This window comes from Streptomyces sp. NPDC023573, assembly GCF_055559735.1.
Map to the genome: position 1 here is coordinate 1 of NZ_JBVHKB010000030.1, position 14,016 is coordinate 14,016.

The following is a 14,016-nucleotide window of genomic DNA, read 5'->3' on the forward strand; positions in this document are numbered from 1 at the left end:
GAAGGGCGTGAGCGGCCGGGCAGGACGTTGACGCCTGCCGGACCGCCGGCTGTCGGCCCGGAGCTCCGCAACGGGCCGGAGAAGAAGGCCAGCGCAGCGCCCTCGCTTCGCGCCACCGAGACCACCGAGCACGAGGCGGGCGGACGGCCTGGTGGCCGGAGTAGGACCCACCAGCACCGCCTCCTGGTCGTCGGTCTCGTTGCCGGTCCGGAGCCCCGGCGACGGGCCGGGAGAACGGGCCAGCGTAGCGCCCCCGATTCCCCGAGACCACGCCCGCCACCACACCACCCCCACAGCAGGGCAAGCCAGGTAGAAGAGGGAAAGTCTGAGCACTCACCACGGGAAACCGGGGATTGACCTGCGGTCATACAGAGGCTGGCTCCGGTGAGGTGTCGGTCATGGTGTCGGCATTTGTGTCGGTCATGGTGTCGGGATTGCCGTCGGACCCCCACGCAGGCTCCGCATCGCCCTCGCTGCGCCCCCTGCGGCCGACGGACCCCCACCGGCCAGCGCGCTGCGCAGCCGACCGCACCGGACTGCATGCTGCGGCCTCGAGGACCAGGAGGAGCCGCAGCTCGGCAGCCGCCGCAGTTGTCCGTGTGCCAGAGTGTCCGGGCCCGGAGCGGGAGGCCGGTGTCTGGCACCGGCGACCGAGCTCCCTCTCCGGGCACCCGGCCGGCCCATCCCCGCGTGCGCGGGGAGTAGCCTGTGTGGCCTGGAACTTTACCGCGCCCTCCGGTTCCTGACACGGTTTCACCGAGACGGGCCGCGGGTTCGTACGCGAAGACGTCGACAGCTGGGTCGTCCTGGAGGAATCCCGGGCGGCATCGCTATGGCGTGGACGCCATCGGGTCAGCTGAGTGCATAGTCTCTGGCTCGCCCTGACCTGGTTGTTGTCGACACAGCCGTTCGGCCTGGCGCTTCTTGTCCGCGATATGGCGCAGGCTTTCTTGGAGGTTGACGACCTCGCCGAGCCATTACAGCCGTCGGGCTTCGTCCAGTCGCTCGTATTGCGTTCGATCACCCGCAGCCGAGGAATCTGACTCCTTCCGCGTACTGGCGGCCCCACGATGAGGCACGTGGTTCTGCGGGGTGACCCCGCGCACGCCTCTGCCCGGTCCCGTTCCCCGGCACTGAACGCTTTTCTCGACGTCATCCGCAGCAACTGCCCCGATGTCGGTGCCGCGCTCGACCACCGGCTCGGCCCACTCGGACCACAAGAGGAAGGCGGCTGCCACGCTTGACGCTCCCCGCCGCAGGACGACGTAGGTGGTGCTACAGCGTCTGCACCAGACTGAGGAAGATGACCGACCAACCCAGGAGTTCTGCGTGATCGAGACCGACCACCTCAAGCAGGTCGCCCGCGAAGAGCGGGGTTGCCTGTGGGGCGCCCCGCACGAGGCCCGCCCGAGTACTGTCCGGGAGCAGCAGTCCATCCGGTGCGACCCCGTCGATGAGCGCGTTCAGGCGCTCTCCCCGCTCGTTGCGCCGACCCCATGGGATGAGATCGAGACCCGGCACGGCATCCACCAGCGAATGCCCGCCGGCCTCAGCATCAAGGTCACCGTCGCCAACGCCTCAAGGAGCTCCGTATGACCGCCGACCTGGTGGCTTTCCTCCGGGCTCGTTTCGAAGAAGAGCTGGAGAAGGCCCGCTTCGCCGGCAACGTGGTAGGCACGCAGCCCGAACGCTTCGGCGTAGAACCCCAGGACGCGGCCAAGCACGCCCGCTTCACTGTCGCATCCGCTGAAGCGCGCCTCGCGTTGCTTGACGACACCGTGGTGCCCTACCTGGGAACCACGGGGCCGGGCGGCCGGAACGCCGAATTCCAGCTCCGGTTGCTCGCCGCCCCCTACGTCGAGCACCGGGACTACCCGCACGACGAGGGATCCGCCGACCAGCCCGGGAGCTCTGCGTGACCCGTCGGCTCGGTTACCTTCTTCCAAGCCCGTCCCGACGAGCGGGAGGCAACCCCTCGGGCCGACCGGCGCCGTGAGGTGACCCCTTCGGCCCTCCTCCTGGCGGTGCCGGCTCTACGCGCCGTGCCGGGTGAGGAGTGGTGCGGCTTCGCCGTCAGGGCCGGTCGAGGGCGTTGGTCACGAGTTCGCGCGCGTACCTGGCGTCCAGTCGGCCAGGCCGGAAGAGGATGCGGTACATCATCGGCGCCACGACCCGGTCGATCACTCGTTCCGTGTCGGGCACGGCCTCGCCGCGCCGGGCCGCACGGTTCAGGACGGCGTCGATCTGCTCTGCCGCGTAGGCGGAGCACTGGCCGGCGTTGGTGCCGTCCGGATCGCCGAGGAGCGCGTCCCTGATGTACGCACGTCCGGGCGGGGAGGCCATCTCGTCGAGGAACTGTTCCGCCCATGCGTCGAGGTCGGCGCGCAGGCTGCCGAGATCGACGGGGTCGGTCTCCGGCCGCAGCCGTTCGACCGCGACGTCGGACAGCAGTTCCTGCAGGTCGCCCCAGCGGCGGTAGATCGTGGAAGGGGTCACGCCGGCCCGGGTCGCCACCAGTGGAACGGTCAGTGCTTCGCGACCCGTCTCGCCGACGAGTTCGCGGACCGCGGCGTGTACGGACTCCTGCACGCGGGCGCTGCGTCCGCCGGGGCGCGTCATGGGCTTGGGACTCATGCGTTCCACCTTAATGCGAATAAGTTGCTTCTAGCAGCTCCGCCTCAGGCCGCCACCGGGGCGATGCGCCCCACGTCGGCCGCCGCCTCCTCGTACACCCGCCCGACGCGCAGCACTGTCGCGTCCCCGAAGGGGCGCGCCATCAGCTGCATGCCTATCGGCAGTCCGGCGTGGTCGTACCCGACCGGGAGGGTGAGGGCCGGAACGCCGGTGATGTTGGCCGGGGCGGAGAGGCGGACATAGCTGTCGGACACCGCTTCCACGGTTCCGTCGGCCCATTCGACCGTGTCCTGGCCGGACTTCGCGGCCGTCATCGGCACTGTCGGGGCGGCGAGGACGTCGATCCCGTCGAACATCCGGGCCCAGCCGTCGCGCATCATGGTGCGGGCCCGCTGGGCGCGGAGGTAGTCGCCGGCCGATGTGAGTTCGCCTGCCTCGAGCAGGATGCGTACGTCCGGGCTGTACAGGTCGGGGACGGCCCGCAACGACTGCTCGTGGTAGGCCGTGGCCTCGGGAACCATCAGCCCCCACTGGACGGCCTGGATGTACCGCGCCATCGGGATCTCCACGTCGACGAGTTCCGCGCCGAGCTCCGCCAGCCGCTCGATCGCCCGGCGCACCGCCTCCTCGACCTCGGGCGAGACTCTGTCGAAGTAGTGGTTACGGGGGACGCCGACCCTGAGACCCTTCAGATCACCACCGCCGGTGAGGTCCACCGGGGGGCCGGACACACTCGCCGGGTCGCGCGGGTCGTACCCGGCTGTCGCGGCAAGCACCAGAGCCGCGTCCCGTGCGCTGCGGGTGAGGGGGCCGACGTGGTCCAGGGACCAGGACAGCGAGGTCACGCCGGAACGGGATACGAGGCCGTAGGTCGGCTTGAGGCCCACCACGCCGTTGAGTGCGGCGGGGACCCTGATGGAGCCCCCCGTGTCGGTGCCGAGGGCGAACGTCGCCCCGCCCGCGGCGACCGCCACCGCCGAGCCGCCGCTCGATCCTCCGGCGACGCGGGTCCGGTCCCAGGCGTTGCTGGTCTGGGGTGTGGTCAGGCCGTAGGCGAACTCATGGGTGTGCGTCTTGCCCAGGAGAACGGCCCCGGCAGCCTTCAGTCGGGCTGTCACCGCGCTGTCGTGGTCCGCGATGTGCCCGGCCCGGACGTCCGAGCTCGCCGTGGTGGGCAGGCCGGCGGCGTCGATCAGGTCCTTGATCCCCATCGGGATCCCGTGCAGCGGGCCGCGCGGTCCGGTGTCGGAGATCTCCCGCTCTGCACGAGCCGCCGCGGCCAGAGCGGCGTCCGCCGCGACGGTGACGTAGGCGCGGAGCTGTCCGTCGACCGCGCCGATGCGGGCCAGTACGGATTCGGTGAGCTCGACCGGGGAGAGTTCCCGTGCGCGTACCGCGCGGGCCGCCTCGGTGAGGGACAGCTCAAAGGGCTGCATCGGCGTTCTCCTGTCCGGCCCTGTACGCGATCGCGGGGGGCGTGTCGGCGAAGTCGAGTTCCCGCAGCGTGGTGATGACGGAGTGGATGTGGTTGGCGGTTGCGGCCACCCCTTCGTGACGGTCGCCCCGGAGGTGGAGGCCCGCCCGCAGCGCGCTTCGAGCTGCTTCCTGGGGAGTGAGTTCGCTGGTCATGAGGGTCCTTCCAGCTCTGTACGGTGCATCGGTCCGGGAACTGTCCACGGCCCGCGACACCTAAAAGCGAATCGTTTGCCTTAGGTGAAGGTAGGACCTACGGTGACTTAAAGCAAACCAGTTGCTTTTAGTCGACGTAAGGGAAGATCACCATGCCCGCGACCTCTCAGCCCAGCGCCCCCGCCGCAGTACGGGCCCCCTCGTGGTCCGTGGGCGGCCACACCGTGCGACGTATCGACGAGACAACCCTTCCCGCCGCGACCGGCCCATGGCTGCTGCCCGGGGCGACCCCGGATGTCGTCACCCGGACCCCGTGGCTGCGCCCCGACTTCGCCGACGAGGCCGGAGTCCTCCGGCTGGCAAGCCACAGCTTCGCGGTCGAGGCCGGCGGGCTGCGGATACTGGTCGACACCGGCATCGGAAACGGGAAGCAGCGCGCCAACCCCGCCTGGCACAACCTGAACAGCGACTACGTCGCGCGTCTGACAGCGGCGGGCTTCGCACCGGAGACCGTGGACCTGGTCATCCTGACCCACCTTCACACCGACCACGTGGGCTGGAACACCCGCTCGGAAAGCGAGAGTTGGGTACCCACCTTCCCCAACGCGCGCTATCTCACCTCGCAGACCGAATGGAACTACTGGGCCGGTGTCGAGATGGAGGAAGCACGGCGGCAGATGTTCCAGGACTCGGTGCACCCCGTCCGCGACGCGGGCCTCTTCGACCTCGTCGACGTCGCGGACGAGGGTACGGGCATCGCGCCGGGCGTCCGCCTGCTTCCCAGCCCCGGCCACACCCCGGGCCAGGTGACGGTGGAGCTGAGCAGCCAGGGTGAGCGCGCGCTCGTCAGCGGCGACAGCATCCACCACCCGGTACAGATGGGGCATCCGGAGCTCTGCAGCTGCGTGGACATCGCACCCGAAGTCGCCGCCAGGACCCGGCGTCGGATGCTCGACTCGCTGGCCGGCACCTCCACCCTGTTGCTCGGCAGCCACTTCCCGCCTCCCACCGCCGGTCGCGTGCGGCGCGAGGGCAACGCGTACCGGCTGGCGCCGACCGCGCCCGAGGGCGCCACGGTCCGCGGATGAGCGGAGGACCGGCATCGTGTCTGCCTGAGATGCGGGCTGCAAGATCCCGGCAGCCCAAGTCCCGCGTCGTCCGAGGTCCCGGGTCTTCGGCGTAGGGGCGCAGCGCGGCGATCACATCGGAGGCGTCGATGGACTGTGGCATGGACAAGGGGGCGGTTTCCCCTCAAGGTGCCGGATCAAGAAGGGACAGCCGCCGCTCCCGTCGATATGAAAGCTGATGACCAGTTCCGAGGTCCTGGCCTCGTGCAGTCGGTAGAGGGCACGGGACTGATTCAACGTCACCGAAGCTCCGCCCAGGTAGCGGCACTCGCCCAGGGACACGCCGGTGTCCGTCCGGTACTCGCACAACACCAGCTCGGAGACCAGGCGGTCCTCGCGGTGCGACCTTCCGGTCGGCGGGCATGCGTGAGTCGACGAGCCCGGCGTCAGTCATGATCAGGTGAGGGCCCGGGCCCTCGGCCCTCGGCCCTCGTACGGCTGTGCTGTGCTGGTGAAGTCGGTGGGATACCTGCCTCGCCCGGAGGCGGAGGACGAGGACGCAGGGCAGGGGTCGTCAGGCAGATCCGGCGGGTCGGCTTCGAAGGCCCGGCCGTCCACCAGCAGAACGACCATGGTTGCTGCCGGGATGATGACCAGTGGAGCAAGGATCGTCGGCCGTATTCTGAACATCCGAAGCCTTCCTGCAACTCACTTCCCTCCCTGGGGGCTGCCCGGCGACCGCACCGCGCATCGCTGCCCAGGTCTCCGTACGGATCGACCACGACTGGACCTGACATCCTCGCCGCAGTGGGGTCGCCCTGCTGCCGGCCGGCTCACGGGCGGCCCGCAAAATCCGGACGGGCGCCCGAGGACGCCCGTCCGGGAGTGTCAGAGCTGACGGAAGTACACGGTGAGGGGGAGAGGCGTGCATCCGAGTGCCTCGTAGAGCGCTCGGGCCGGGGCGTGGAACCGGTCTCCCCCGGTACCGATCTCGACGACCTCGGCACCGAGGGCCCGCATCTCCTCGAAGGCGTGCTCGCAGAGTGCGGTGCCCACATGGTGACGTCGGTACCGGGCCGAGACGGCGAGGATCGTGATCTCGCCCTTCTTGCGGTCCGGGGCGACGCTCCACGCCACGAAGCCCGCGATGGTGCCTTCGGCTTCGGCGACGGCTACGTACGTGTGCCGTGCGGGAGCGTGGAGTCCGGCGACCTGTTCGCGGTAGTCGTCGCGCCAGTTGCCGTGCTGGACGGTGAAGACGGCCTCGCCCATCAACGGGCGGAAGGACTCCTCGTAGAACGGCCGGAACGTGTCGACGGTCAGCTCGGTGAGTGGTGCCAGGTCCTGCTGGGTGAACGCTCGAATGAGCATAGGAGTGTGCCTCTCAGGCTGAGGGCTCGGTATCCGGGCGGCGCAAGGGCATCGGGCGGCCCGCTCGCGACCACGGTCGGCGCTGAGCCGGGCCTTCAGTGACGCGTCCGCCAGGCGGGAAAACACTCCATGGCCCGCATCGTAGTGCCCGGCACGCATGCCGCATGCCTTGCGACCGGTGCCGCCGGGGGCATCAGCTCCGGCCGTCAGGCGAGCCGTTCGTAGCGCAGCAGGTGGTGCCGCGCTCGTGGTCCTGTGACACGCCGTCGCCCGTCTCCGCGACGAGGACGGGGCGACGAACAACACGGCTCACCCCGCGAGTTCCGCGCGCGCCTTCTGCAGCTGCTCCACGCTCACCGTGCCTGTGTCAGGGAGCCCCGCGCTCCCCCACGCCTCCTGGGCACGCGCCACGACGCCGGCGGCGTCGTCGTCGTCCAGGAGGACCTTCTTCGCCATGCGTGCACCGAGACCGCGCCGTCGCCCAGGTCGACGACGTGGGCGAGGCGGACGACGTGGGCAAGCATGCGCACGTTGTGCTGCCGGTTTCCGGCCTTCTCCTCGTTGTTGTACCGGCAGACCAGCACCCACCGGCCGACCAGAAAGCGGGCACGCTCGATCAGCTGGCGGCCGCTGTCGGTCTCCTCCTGCTCGGTTCGGACGGTCTCCGCGTCGCCGGACGGCGGCCGCAGCGTGAGCAGGCCACGGCGGCTGGTCTCCTCCGTCTCGACCTTCTCCAGGAAGGCGACGAACGTCTTGGCGCCCTCCAACCGGTCGACGTCCTGCGCCGCCTGCTTGGCGATCATGTGCAGGTCGACGGTGAGCGTCTGCACGCGACGGCCGCAGGAGGCTTCCTCGCCGGGCGGGCAGGGCCCGGCGGCCTGGGCGGCGGCGATCACGAGGCTGTAGTCCACGCCTCCGTCATCGCTCGCGGCGCTGACATCGTGACCGTCGTATCCCTCTTCGGACGCCGAGGGTGCTGGTGCTGGTGGTGCCGTCAGTGATCGGCGGGCCGGTCCGGGGTGACGAGACGGCGTACGGCGTCAGTGATCGCTGTGCGCTGCTGTGCGCGTGGCACCAGGGAGTTGACGTCCTCGGTGTGGTGCTGCCACATGTTCGCGAGAGTCAGGACAAGCGCCAGGATCTCCGCGGCCGGCTTGTCCCGGCGGACGCTGCCGCGCTGCTGGGCGGCCTCGATAGCGGCGATCTTGTCCTGCATCGAGCGGGCCACGACGCCGGGTGCCGGCCGTTCGGTGCTTTGCAGTGCGTACCAGGTGAGAAAGCGCATGACCTGGGGGTGCTCCTGCCCGGCGTCGTGCAGGCGGCCGGCGTATTCGGGCAGGTCGTCCGCGTCGATGGGGGCCGCGTTCACGGTCTGCTCGGCGATCGCCTCGTAAACGGCCTCGAACAGTCCCTCCTTACCGGCGGCGAAGGAGTACACCAGGCCAGGGCTGATACCCGCACGTCTGGCGAGCCGGTCCACGCGGGCTCCGGCCGCACCGAACTCGGCGAACTCGGCGAGGGCTGCTTCCATCAGCTGCCGGCGCTTTCGGTCCGGGTCACGTGTTGCCATGGCCCCACCCTCCCTTGATGAACGTTCATTTGACAAGTCGGACCGGCCTCCACAGAATGAAATAAATGAACATTCATTTAAGGAGTGGCATGGTGGATTCGCACTGGTCCCCGGCCGGCGTCCCCGGACTCGTGGGCCGGACGGCACTGATCACCGGCGCCAACAGCGGCATCGGCTACCGCACCGCCCAGGTGCTGGCGGAGCGCGGTGCCCGCGTCCTGCTCGCGGGGCGGCGCCCCGACTCCCTGGCAGAGGCCGCCCGCCGCGTGCGTGCGGAGGTGCCCGGTGCCCGACTGAAGACAGTGGAACTCGACCTCGGCAGCCTTGACGCGATCCGCGAGGCGGCCGCCCCGCTCGCCGCAGACGAGACCCTCGACCTCCTCATCAACAACGCCGGTGTGATGGACGTCCCGGAACGACGGCTGACCCGCGACGGACTGGAACTCACGGTGGGCACCAACCACCTCGGCCACTTCGCGCTGACCGCGCACCTGATGCCCGCCCTGCGGCGCTCCGCGGCTGCCCGGGTCGTCACGGTCAGCGCCCTCGCCGCCGCCTGGCGCTCCGGTGATCTCGCAGACCTGATGAGCGAGCGCGGCTACCGCCCGATGAGCGCGTACGCGAAGTCCAAGCGCGCCAACGTCGTCTTCACCCAGGAACTCGCCCGTCGCCTTGCCGGCAGTCCGCACCGCGCTGTGGCCGTCCATCCGGGCTCGGCCGTCACCAACCTGCAGCGTCACACCTCCACCAGCCGGACGGGGCGCCTGATCCTGGCCCTCGCCTCCCGCACGCTGATGGGCTCCCCCGACGGCGCGGCCTGGCCGTCCCTTTACGCGGCGACCAACCCCGCGGCCGTCAACGGGGCCTACCTCGGCCCGGCCGGCCGCGACCAGACCTCCGGCACGCCCAAGCCGGTCCGGCTGCCCGCCGGAGCCGACGACGCCGAGTTGGGGACCTGGCTGTGGCACGAGAGCGAGCGGCTGACCGGCGTCACCTTCCCGGTCCTGCAGAACTGATCTCGCGCTCGGCCTGCCCGGGCGTGCAGCCGGTGCTGTCCGCCTTCTCCGGCCGGCAGGCCCGAGGCGGAAGTTCAGTCCGCGAACGCGGCCACGTACGAGGCCACGCACGGTTCCGGGGTGGCCGGTGAGGTGACGACGTGGCCGTCGACGGTCACCGGCGGGTCGAGCGGCATGTGGACCAGCCGCTCGGAGCGGGACACGTCGAGCTGCTCGGCCGGCATCAGCGTCCAGCCCTCGGTGTCCCGGCCCACCTCGAACAGCACGTTGAGCATGTCCCCGGCAGGACGCCGCAGCGGTGCCATGGGCAGGGTGGCGAGTATCGCGTCATACATCGGCGGGTCACTGTCCCGGGCGGGAAGCCGCAGACCGTACGGGTCCAGATCGTGCAGGCTGACCACCGGTTTCCGGGCGGCGGGGTGTTCACGCGCGAGCACCGCGTGCAGTGGCTCGGACCAGGCGCGCACCACCGTCACCGCGGAGGAGGTGAGCGCGCCCCGCACCAGGGCCAGGTCCAGCTCTCCGTCGCGGACGGCGTCGAGTCGCGCGACCACCGGCAGGTCGACCAATCTCGGCTCGGCGGGGCGTTCGCCGTCGCTCAGGCGGCCCACCGCCCGGTCGAGCCGGCGGGTGGCGCAGGACGCCACCCCGATGCGCAGAACGGCCGCCGGCTCTCCGGCAACCACCCGCACCCGGGCCGCCGCGGCGAGGGTTCTGCGAGCCGCGGCGAGCACGCGTTCGCCGGCCGGGGTGAGCCGTACCCGGCGCGAGGTGCGGTCGAGCAGGCGTACGCCGAGCTCACGTTCGAGCCGGGCGATCTGCTGGCTGACCGCCGGCTGCACTATGCCCAGCCGTTGCGCCGCGCGCCCGAAGTGCAGCTCCTCGGCCACGGCCACGAAGTACTGCAGCGCTCTCAGTTCCATGCGCCTGATCTATCACATGATGTGATCGCTGCCGGGCGTTTCTGGTCATTGTTCGCGCAGGTCACTCCAGCTGTGATGGGTACGAGCCCGCCGGGGCGGCCCGCCCGCCGGATGCCGCGACGCGGGGACTTGCGAACGGAGAAACAGAGTGAGCACAACAACCCTCGGAGTCATCGGCACCGGCATGGTCGGCCTCGGGGCCGCCCGCCGCGCCGTCGACGCCGGCCTGAACGTCGTCCTGAGCAACTCACGCGGCCCCGAAACGCTGGCCGGTCTCGTCGCGGAGCTCGGCGAGCGGGCCCGCGCGGCCACCCCGGCCGAAGCAGCAAGAGCCGGCAATCCCGTCATCGCGGCCGTGCCACTGGCCGCCTACGAGCGGTTGCCCCGGGCGGAGCTTGCCGGCAAGACCGTGATCGACCCGATGAACTACGCGCCACACAGCGCATTCGGGATACCGGAACTCGACAGCGACGAGCTGACCTCCAGCCAACTGGTGCAGCGCCACCTCGCAGATGCCCAGGTGGTGAAGGCATTGCACAACATCGGCCCCAAGCAGTTGTTGGAGCTGTTCCGCCCGGCGGGAGCCCCCGACCGCACCGCGCTGCCACTTTCCGGCGACGACCCGGACGCCAGGAAGGAGGTGGCCGGCCTGCTGAATGTCCTCGGCTTCGACGCGGTGGACCTCGGCCCACTGGCCGACAGCTGGCGCAGCGAACCGAACACCCCTCTGTACGCCATCCCGTACGTGGGGCAGCCGCCGTCCGGCCTCACCATCACGGAATTCGTCGCCTGGGTCCAGCAGGCACCCGGTGTGCCCGCACCCGTCGCCCGGATCAAGGAACTCGCCGCCGCCGCGGTGCGGGGGCCCGCGGGATTCCGGATGTAACAGCGGGCGATCAACAGCCGCCCGGCCGGGACACCTGGTCAGGCGGCTGTCCAGGGGCTCTGACCGAGACACTGGGGAGGACCGAGGTTCTCGGTGTCGGCAATAGTGGCCCACCGGTGTGTGAGGCGGCGGCATGTCACCCGGGCGCTGCTGTGGCGGTCGTCGCACGCCTCCCTCAATACCCCCCCAGGTATCTCTGTTACGGTGGATTCAGATACCCCGGGGGGTAATCGTGCTGTGAGGAGAGTGTGCCGTGTTCTTTGCCGACATCCTTGAAACCGAAGGGCTGGGCAACCGCAGCTATCTGGCCGGAGGGGCCCGCACGGCGGTGGTCGTGGATCCGCCGCGGGACATCGACCGGGTGATCGCGGCAGCTGCGCGGCGCGGGGTCCGGATTGCGGCCGTCGCGGAGACGCATGTGCACAACGACTACGTCACCGGCGGTCTGGAGCTGGCCCGGCTGACCGGCGCCCGTTATTTGGTGCCCGCCGGTGCGTCCGTTGCGTACGCCCGGGTCGCGGTGGCCGACGGTGATGTCGAAAGGATCGATGAGGGTCTGGTGCTGCGGGCAGTGGCCACACCTGGCCACACGCCGCACCACACCTCCTATGTGCTGGAGGACGGCGGGCGGGCGGTCGCCGCGTTCACCGGCGGCTCGCTGCTGATCGGCAGTGTGGGCCGCCCCGATCTGGTGGAGCCGCGGCTCACCGAGCAGCTGGCCCGCGCCCAGCACGCCTCCGCGCACCGGCTCGCCGCCGAGCTGGCCGACGACGTGGCGGTGATGCCGACGCACGGGTTCGGCAGCTTCTGCTCCGCCGGCCGGAGTGGCGGCGACTACAGCACCATCGGGACGGAGAAGGCGGCCAACCCGGCGCTGCTGAGGGACGTGGAGACGTTCGTCAAGGAGCTGCTGGCCGGGCTGGACGACGTTCCGGCCTACTACGCGCACATGGGCCCGGCCAACGCCGCGGGCCCCGCCCCGGTGGACCTGACCGCCCCGGAGCGCGCTGACGCCGGGGAGATCGCCCGCCGTCTGGCGGCCGGGGAGTGGGTGGTGGACCTGCGCAGCCGTGTGGCGTTCTCCCAGGGCCATGTGGCGGGCTCGTTCAACTTCGAGGTCGAGGGCCAGCTGGCCACTTACCTGGCATGGATGATGCCGTGGGGCAAGCCGGTGACCCTGCTCGCGGAGCGCGCCGAGGACATCGCCCGTGCCCAGCGTGAGCTGGCCCGGGTGGGCATCGACCGCCCCGCCGCTGAGGCCGTCGGCTCCCCGGCCGACTGGACCAACGGTGGGGCGCCGATCGCCTCGTTCCCACGGGCGACGTTCGCCGACCTGGCTGCCGCGCGCGAGCGGGGCGAGGAGCCGGTGGTGCTGGACGTGCGCCGCGACGGCGAACGCGCCGGTGGCTGGATCGAGGGCAGCGTGCACATCCCGGTCCACCAGGTCCACCAGCGCCTTGCCGAGGTGCCCGCCGGGACGGTGTGGGTGCACTGCGCGGGGGGTATGCGCGCGGCGATCGCCGCCTCCGTCCTGGACGCCTCGGGACGTGACGTCGTCGCCGTAGACGACGGGTACGCCGCGGCCGCCGACGCCGGGCTCCCGCTCGTGACACCCGTCCAGCACTGACCGCACCACCCGACCCCCGCCGGGCCACCTGAGCCGGCCGGGTCACAGGCACCAGAGGAAGCACCATGCTCTTGCCCGAATGCGGCGCCGGCCGCGTCACACCGGCACAGGCCCACCGCGCCGTCGAGGACGGCTCCGCGCTGCTCGCCGATGTCCGGGAGGAGGACGAGTACCAGGCCGGTCACGCTCCTGCGGCCTTCTTCTCGCCGCTGTCGCGGCTGGCCGGGGGCGCCGACCTGCCCGGTTGGACGGACGGCCGTGACCTGGTGCTGATCTGCCGCTCCGGGCACCGCTCCCAGCAGGCCGCGCGCCTGCTCGCCGGGCGCGGTGTCACGGCGGTCGACGTCGTCGGCGGGATGCGTGCCTGGGCCGCCGCGTGCCTGCCCGTGCAGGATGCGCACGGTGCGGCGGGCACCGTCATATGACCGCGCTCGTTCTCGCTCTGCTCGCCGGGGCGCTGGTCGGCCTCGCTCTGGGCTCGCTGGGGGCGGGCGGCAGCATCCTGACCGTCCCCGCCTTGATCTACCTGCTCGGGTTCAGTCCGGCCGAGGCCACCACCGCCAGCCTGATCATCGTGATCGTCACCTCGCTCACCGCGCTGCTGGCCCACGCCCGGGTCGGAACGGTGCGCTGGCGGGCCGGCCTGCTGTTCGCCGCGGCCGGGCTGCTGCCCGCCGCAGCGGCCGGCCTGCTGTCCGCGCACATCCCCGCAGCCGTGCTGACGCCGGCCTTCGCCGCCCTCGCGGTCCTCGCCGGGCTGCGCATGCTGCGCCGCCGGCCACGGTCCGAAGACGTGACGGCGTCCGCATCCGTGCCCCGCGCAACGGGGGCGGGAGCCGCCCTTGGCGCGGTGACCGGGTTCCTCGGGGTCGGCGGCGGCTTCCTCGCCGTCCCCGCCCTGGTGGCAGCACTGGCGGTGCCGATGAGCGCGGCGGTCGGTACGAGCCTGCTGGTCATCCTCGCCAACGCGCTGGTCGCTCTCGTGGCCCGCGCGACGACCGAGGTAAGCCTGGACTGGGCCCTGATCATGCCGTTCATCGCGACGGCGGTCCTGGGCGCCTGGGACGGCAAGCGGCTGGCCGCGAAGGTCAGGCCCGCCACCTTGCAGCGGGTCTTCGGCACGTTGCTGCTGGCGGTCGCCGCGGTGATGGCGACGGGCACCCTGCTGTGACACCCCCGTGGGGGCGGGCCGGGGGGGGCCCCCGGGGGGGGGGGGCGCCCCCGCCCCCCCCCCCGCGACAAAAAAATAATTGGGCCGATAAGAAAAACAAAAAAAAAACGCCCCCCCGACAC

The 14,016-nt window shown here is 71.0% G+C and carries 16 protein-coding genes and 1 pseudogene; 9 read left to right on the forward strand and 8 right to left on the reverse strand.

Annotation, left to right across the window (positions count from 1 at the left end; genetic code table 11):
• Positions 1 to 1,050 precede the first annotated feature (1,050 nt).
• The 3 genes and pseudogenes from ACZ32T_RS37085 to ACZ32T_RS37095 all read left to right on the forward strand — a co-directional run.
• Positions 1,051 to 1,244 (forward strand): annotated as a pseudogene (locus ACZ32T_RS37085) (LysR family transcriptional regulator); the annotation flags it as partial.
• An 85-nt stretch (positions 1,245 to 1,329) separates the two neighbouring features.
• Positions 1,330 to 1,596, forward strand: a complete 267-nt coding sequence (locus tag ACZ32T_RS37090) for a hypothetical protein (RefSeq protein WP_467371955.1) — start codon at positions 1,330 to 1,332, stop codon at positions 1,594 to 1,596.
• Complete coding sequence (locus ACZ32T_RS37095) at positions 1,593 to 1,919, forward strand: DUF6221 family protein (protein WP_467274472.1); 327 nt, start codon at positions 1,593 to 1,595, stop codon at positions 1,917 to 1,919. Before ACZ32T_RS37090 ends, ACZ32T_RS37095 begins: the two co-directional genes overlap by 4 nt.
• 154 nt (positions 1,920 to 2,073) lie before the next feature.
• Here ACZ32T_RS37095 and ACZ32T_RS37100 read toward each other — a convergent pair whose 3' ends face one another.
• From ACZ32T_RS37100 to ACZ32T_RS37110, 3 genes are read right to left on the reverse strand one after another with little or no spacing between them, the layout of a single operon-like run.
• Positions 2,074 to 2,634 carry a TetR/AcrR family transcriptional regulator gene (locus ACZ32T_RS37100; RefSeq protein WP_467371957.1) on the reverse strand — a complete coding sequence of 187 codons (561 nt, stop codon included), beginning with the start codon at positions 2,632 to 2,634 and terminating at the stop codon, positions 2,074 to 2,076.
• A 44-nt stretch (positions 2,635 to 2,678) separates the two neighbouring features.
• Positions 2,679 to 4,070: an amidase gene (locus ACZ32T_RS37105; protein WP_467371959.1), complete on the reverse strand. Its 1,392-nt coding sequence runs from the start codon at positions 4,068 to 4,070 to the stop codon at positions 2,679 to 2,681.
• The gene (locus ACZ32T_RS37110; protein WP_467274465.1) at positions 4,057 to 4,263 is read right to left on the reverse strand and encodes a hypothetical protein; all 207 of its coding nucleotides are present in this window, start codon (positions 4,261 to 4,263) and stop codon (positions 4,057 to 4,059) included. Before ACZ32T_RS37110 ends, ACZ32T_RS37105 begins: the two co-directional genes overlap by 14 nt.
• A 152-nt stretch (positions 4,264 to 4,415) precedes the next feature.
• Between ACZ32T_RS37110 and ACZ32T_RS37115 the strand changes: the two genes are divergently transcribed.
• Positions 4,416 to 5,351, forward strand: a complete 936-nt coding sequence (locus ACZ32T_RS37115; protein WP_467371961.1) for an MBL fold metallo-hydrolase — start codon at positions 4,416 to 4,418, stop codon at positions 5,349 to 5,351.
• Between the two features lie 435 nt (positions 5,352 to 5,786).
• Here the strand turns inward: ACZ32T_RS37115 and ACZ32T_RS37120 are convergent, their stop codons facing one another.
• The 4 genes from ACZ32T_RS37120 to ACZ32T_RS37135 form a co-directional block, all read right to left on the reverse strand.
• Positions 5,787 to 6,020 (reverse strand): hypothetical protein, encoded by a 234-nt coding sequence (locus tag ACZ32T_RS37120; protein ID WP_467371963.1) that lies wholly within the window; start codon positions 6,018 to 6,020, stop codon positions 5,787 to 5,789.
• A gap of 198 nt (positions 6,021 to 6,218) precedes the next feature.
• A complete protein-coding gene (locus tag ACZ32T_RS37125; RefSeq protein ID WP_467371965.1) occupies positions 6,219 to 6,701 on the reverse strand; it encodes a GNAT family N-acetyltransferase in 483 nt (160 codons plus the stop codon).
• A gap of 353 nt (positions 6,702 to 7,054) precedes the next feature.
• A complete protein-coding gene (locus tag ACZ32T_RS37130) occupies positions 7,055 to 7,612 on the reverse strand; it encodes a hypothetical protein (protein ID WP_467371967.1) in 558 nt (185 codons plus the stop codon).
• Between the two features lie 83 nt (positions 7,613 to 7,695).
• A complete protein-coding gene (locus ACZ32T_RS37135) occupies positions 7,696 to 8,271 on the reverse strand; it encodes a TetR/AcrR family transcriptional regulator (RefSeq protein WP_467274460.1) in 576 nt (191 codons plus the stop codon).
• 89 nt (positions 8,272 to 8,360) lie between these two features.
• Between ACZ32T_RS37135 and ACZ32T_RS37140 the strand changes: the two genes are divergently transcribed.
• Positions 8,361 to 9,287, forward strand: coding sequence for an oxidoreductase (locus ACZ32T_RS37140; protein ID WP_467371969.1), 927 nt, complete (start codon positions 8,361 to 8,363; stop codon positions 9,285 to 9,287).
• A 74-nt stretch (positions 9,288 to 9,361) separates the two neighbouring features.
• On the opposite strand, the gene ACZ32T_RS37145 is transcribed toward ACZ32T_RS37140, so the two are convergent.
• On the reverse strand, positions 9,362 to 10,210 hold the full coding sequence (locus tag ACZ32T_RS37145) for a LysR family transcriptional regulator (RefSeq protein ID WP_467371971.1): 849 nt from the start codon (positions 10,208 to 10,210) through the stop codon (positions 9,362 to 9,364).
• Positions 10,211 to 10,358: 148 nt separating this feature from the next.
• On the opposite strand from ACZ32T_RS37145, the gene ACZ32T_RS37150 reads away from it, so the two are divergent.
• From ACZ32T_RS37150 to ACZ32T_RS37165, 4 genes are all read left to right on the forward strand, one after another.
• Positions 10,359 to 11,096 (forward strand): NADPH-dependent F420 reductase, encoded by a 738-nt coding sequence (locus ACZ32T_RS37150; RefSeq protein WP_467274456.1) that lies wholly within the window; start codon positions 10,359 to 10,361, stop codon positions 11,094 to 11,096.
• Between the two features lie 253 nt (positions 11,097 to 11,349).
• Entirely contained in the window at positions 11,350 to 12,723 is a 1,374-nt protein-coding gene (locus tag ACZ32T_RS37155) for a rhodanese-like domain-containing protein (protein WP_467274454.1), read from the forward strand.
• A gap of 65 nt (positions 12,724 to 12,788) precedes the next feature.
• Positions 12,789 to 13,148 (forward strand): rhodanese-like domain-containing protein, encoded by a 360-nt coding sequence (locus ACZ32T_RS37160; RefSeq protein WP_467371973.1) that lies wholly within the window; start codon positions 12,789 to 12,791, stop codon positions 13,146 to 13,148.
• Positions 13,145 to 13,894, forward strand: coding sequence for a sulfite exporter TauE/SafE family protein (locus ACZ32T_RS37165; protein ID WP_467371975.1), 750 nt, complete (start codon positions 13,145 to 13,147; stop codon positions 13,892 to 13,894). Before ACZ32T_RS37160 ends, ACZ32T_RS37165 begins: the two co-directional genes overlap by 4 nt.
• Positions 13,895 to 14,016 lie beyond the last annotated feature (122 nt).

What these genes read in the sequence shown, in the direction of transcription:
- ACZ32T_RS37095 (WP_467274472.1), top strand. Translation starts at nt 1,593, where the DNA reads ATGACCGCCGACCTGGTGGCTTTCCTCCGGGCTCGTTTCGAAGAAGAG.
- ACZ32T_RS37145 (WP_467371971.1), bottom strand. Translation starts at nt 10,210, where the DNA reads ATGGAACTGAGAGCGCTGCAGTACTTCGTGGCCGTGGCCGAGGAGCTG.
- ACZ32T_RS37100 (WP_467371957.1), bottom strand. Translation starts at nt 2,634, where the DNA reads ATGAGTCCCAAGCCCATGACGCGCCCCGGCGGACGCAGCGCCCGCGTG.
- ACZ32T_RS37125 (WP_467371965.1), bottom strand. Translation starts at nt 6,701, where the DNA reads ATGCTCATTCGAGCGTTCACCCAGCAGGACCTGGCACCACTCACCGAG.
- ACZ32T_RS37120 (WP_467371963.1), bottom strand. Translation starts at nt 6,020, where the DNA reads ATGTTCAGAATACGGCCGACGATCCTTGCTCCACTGGTCATCATCCCG.
- ACZ32T_RS37110 (WP_467274465.1), bottom strand. Translation starts at nt 4,263, where the DNA reads ATGACCAGCGAACTCACTCCCCAGGAAGCAGCTCGAAGCGCGCTGCGG.
- ACZ32T_RS37160 (WP_467371973.1), top strand. Translation starts at nt 12,789, where the DNA reads ATGCTCTTGCCCGAATGCGGCGCCGGCCGCGTCACACCGGCACAGGCC.
- ACZ32T_RS37165 (WP_467371975.1), top strand. Translation starts at nt 13,145, where the DNA reads ATGACCGCGCTCGTTCTCGCTCTGCTCGCCGGGGCGCTGGTCGGCCTC.
- ACZ32T_RS37140 (WP_467371969.1), top strand. Translation starts at nt 8,361, where the DNA reads ATGGTGGATTCGCACTGGTCCCCGGCCGGCGTCCCCGGACTCGTGGGC.
- ACZ32T_RS37135 (WP_467274460.1), bottom strand. Translation starts at nt 8,271, where the DNA reads ATGGCAACACGTGACCCGGACCGAAAGCGCCGGCAGCTGATGGAAGCA.
- ACZ32T_RS37115 (WP_467371961.1), top strand. Translation starts at nt 4,416, where the DNA reads ATGCCCGCGACCTCTCAGCCCAGCGCCCCCGCCGCAGTACGGGCCCCC.
- ACZ32T_RS37105 (WP_467371959.1), bottom strand. Translation starts at nt 4,070, where the DNA reads ATGCAGCCCTTTGAGCTGTCCCTCACCGAGGCGGCCCGCGCGGTACGC.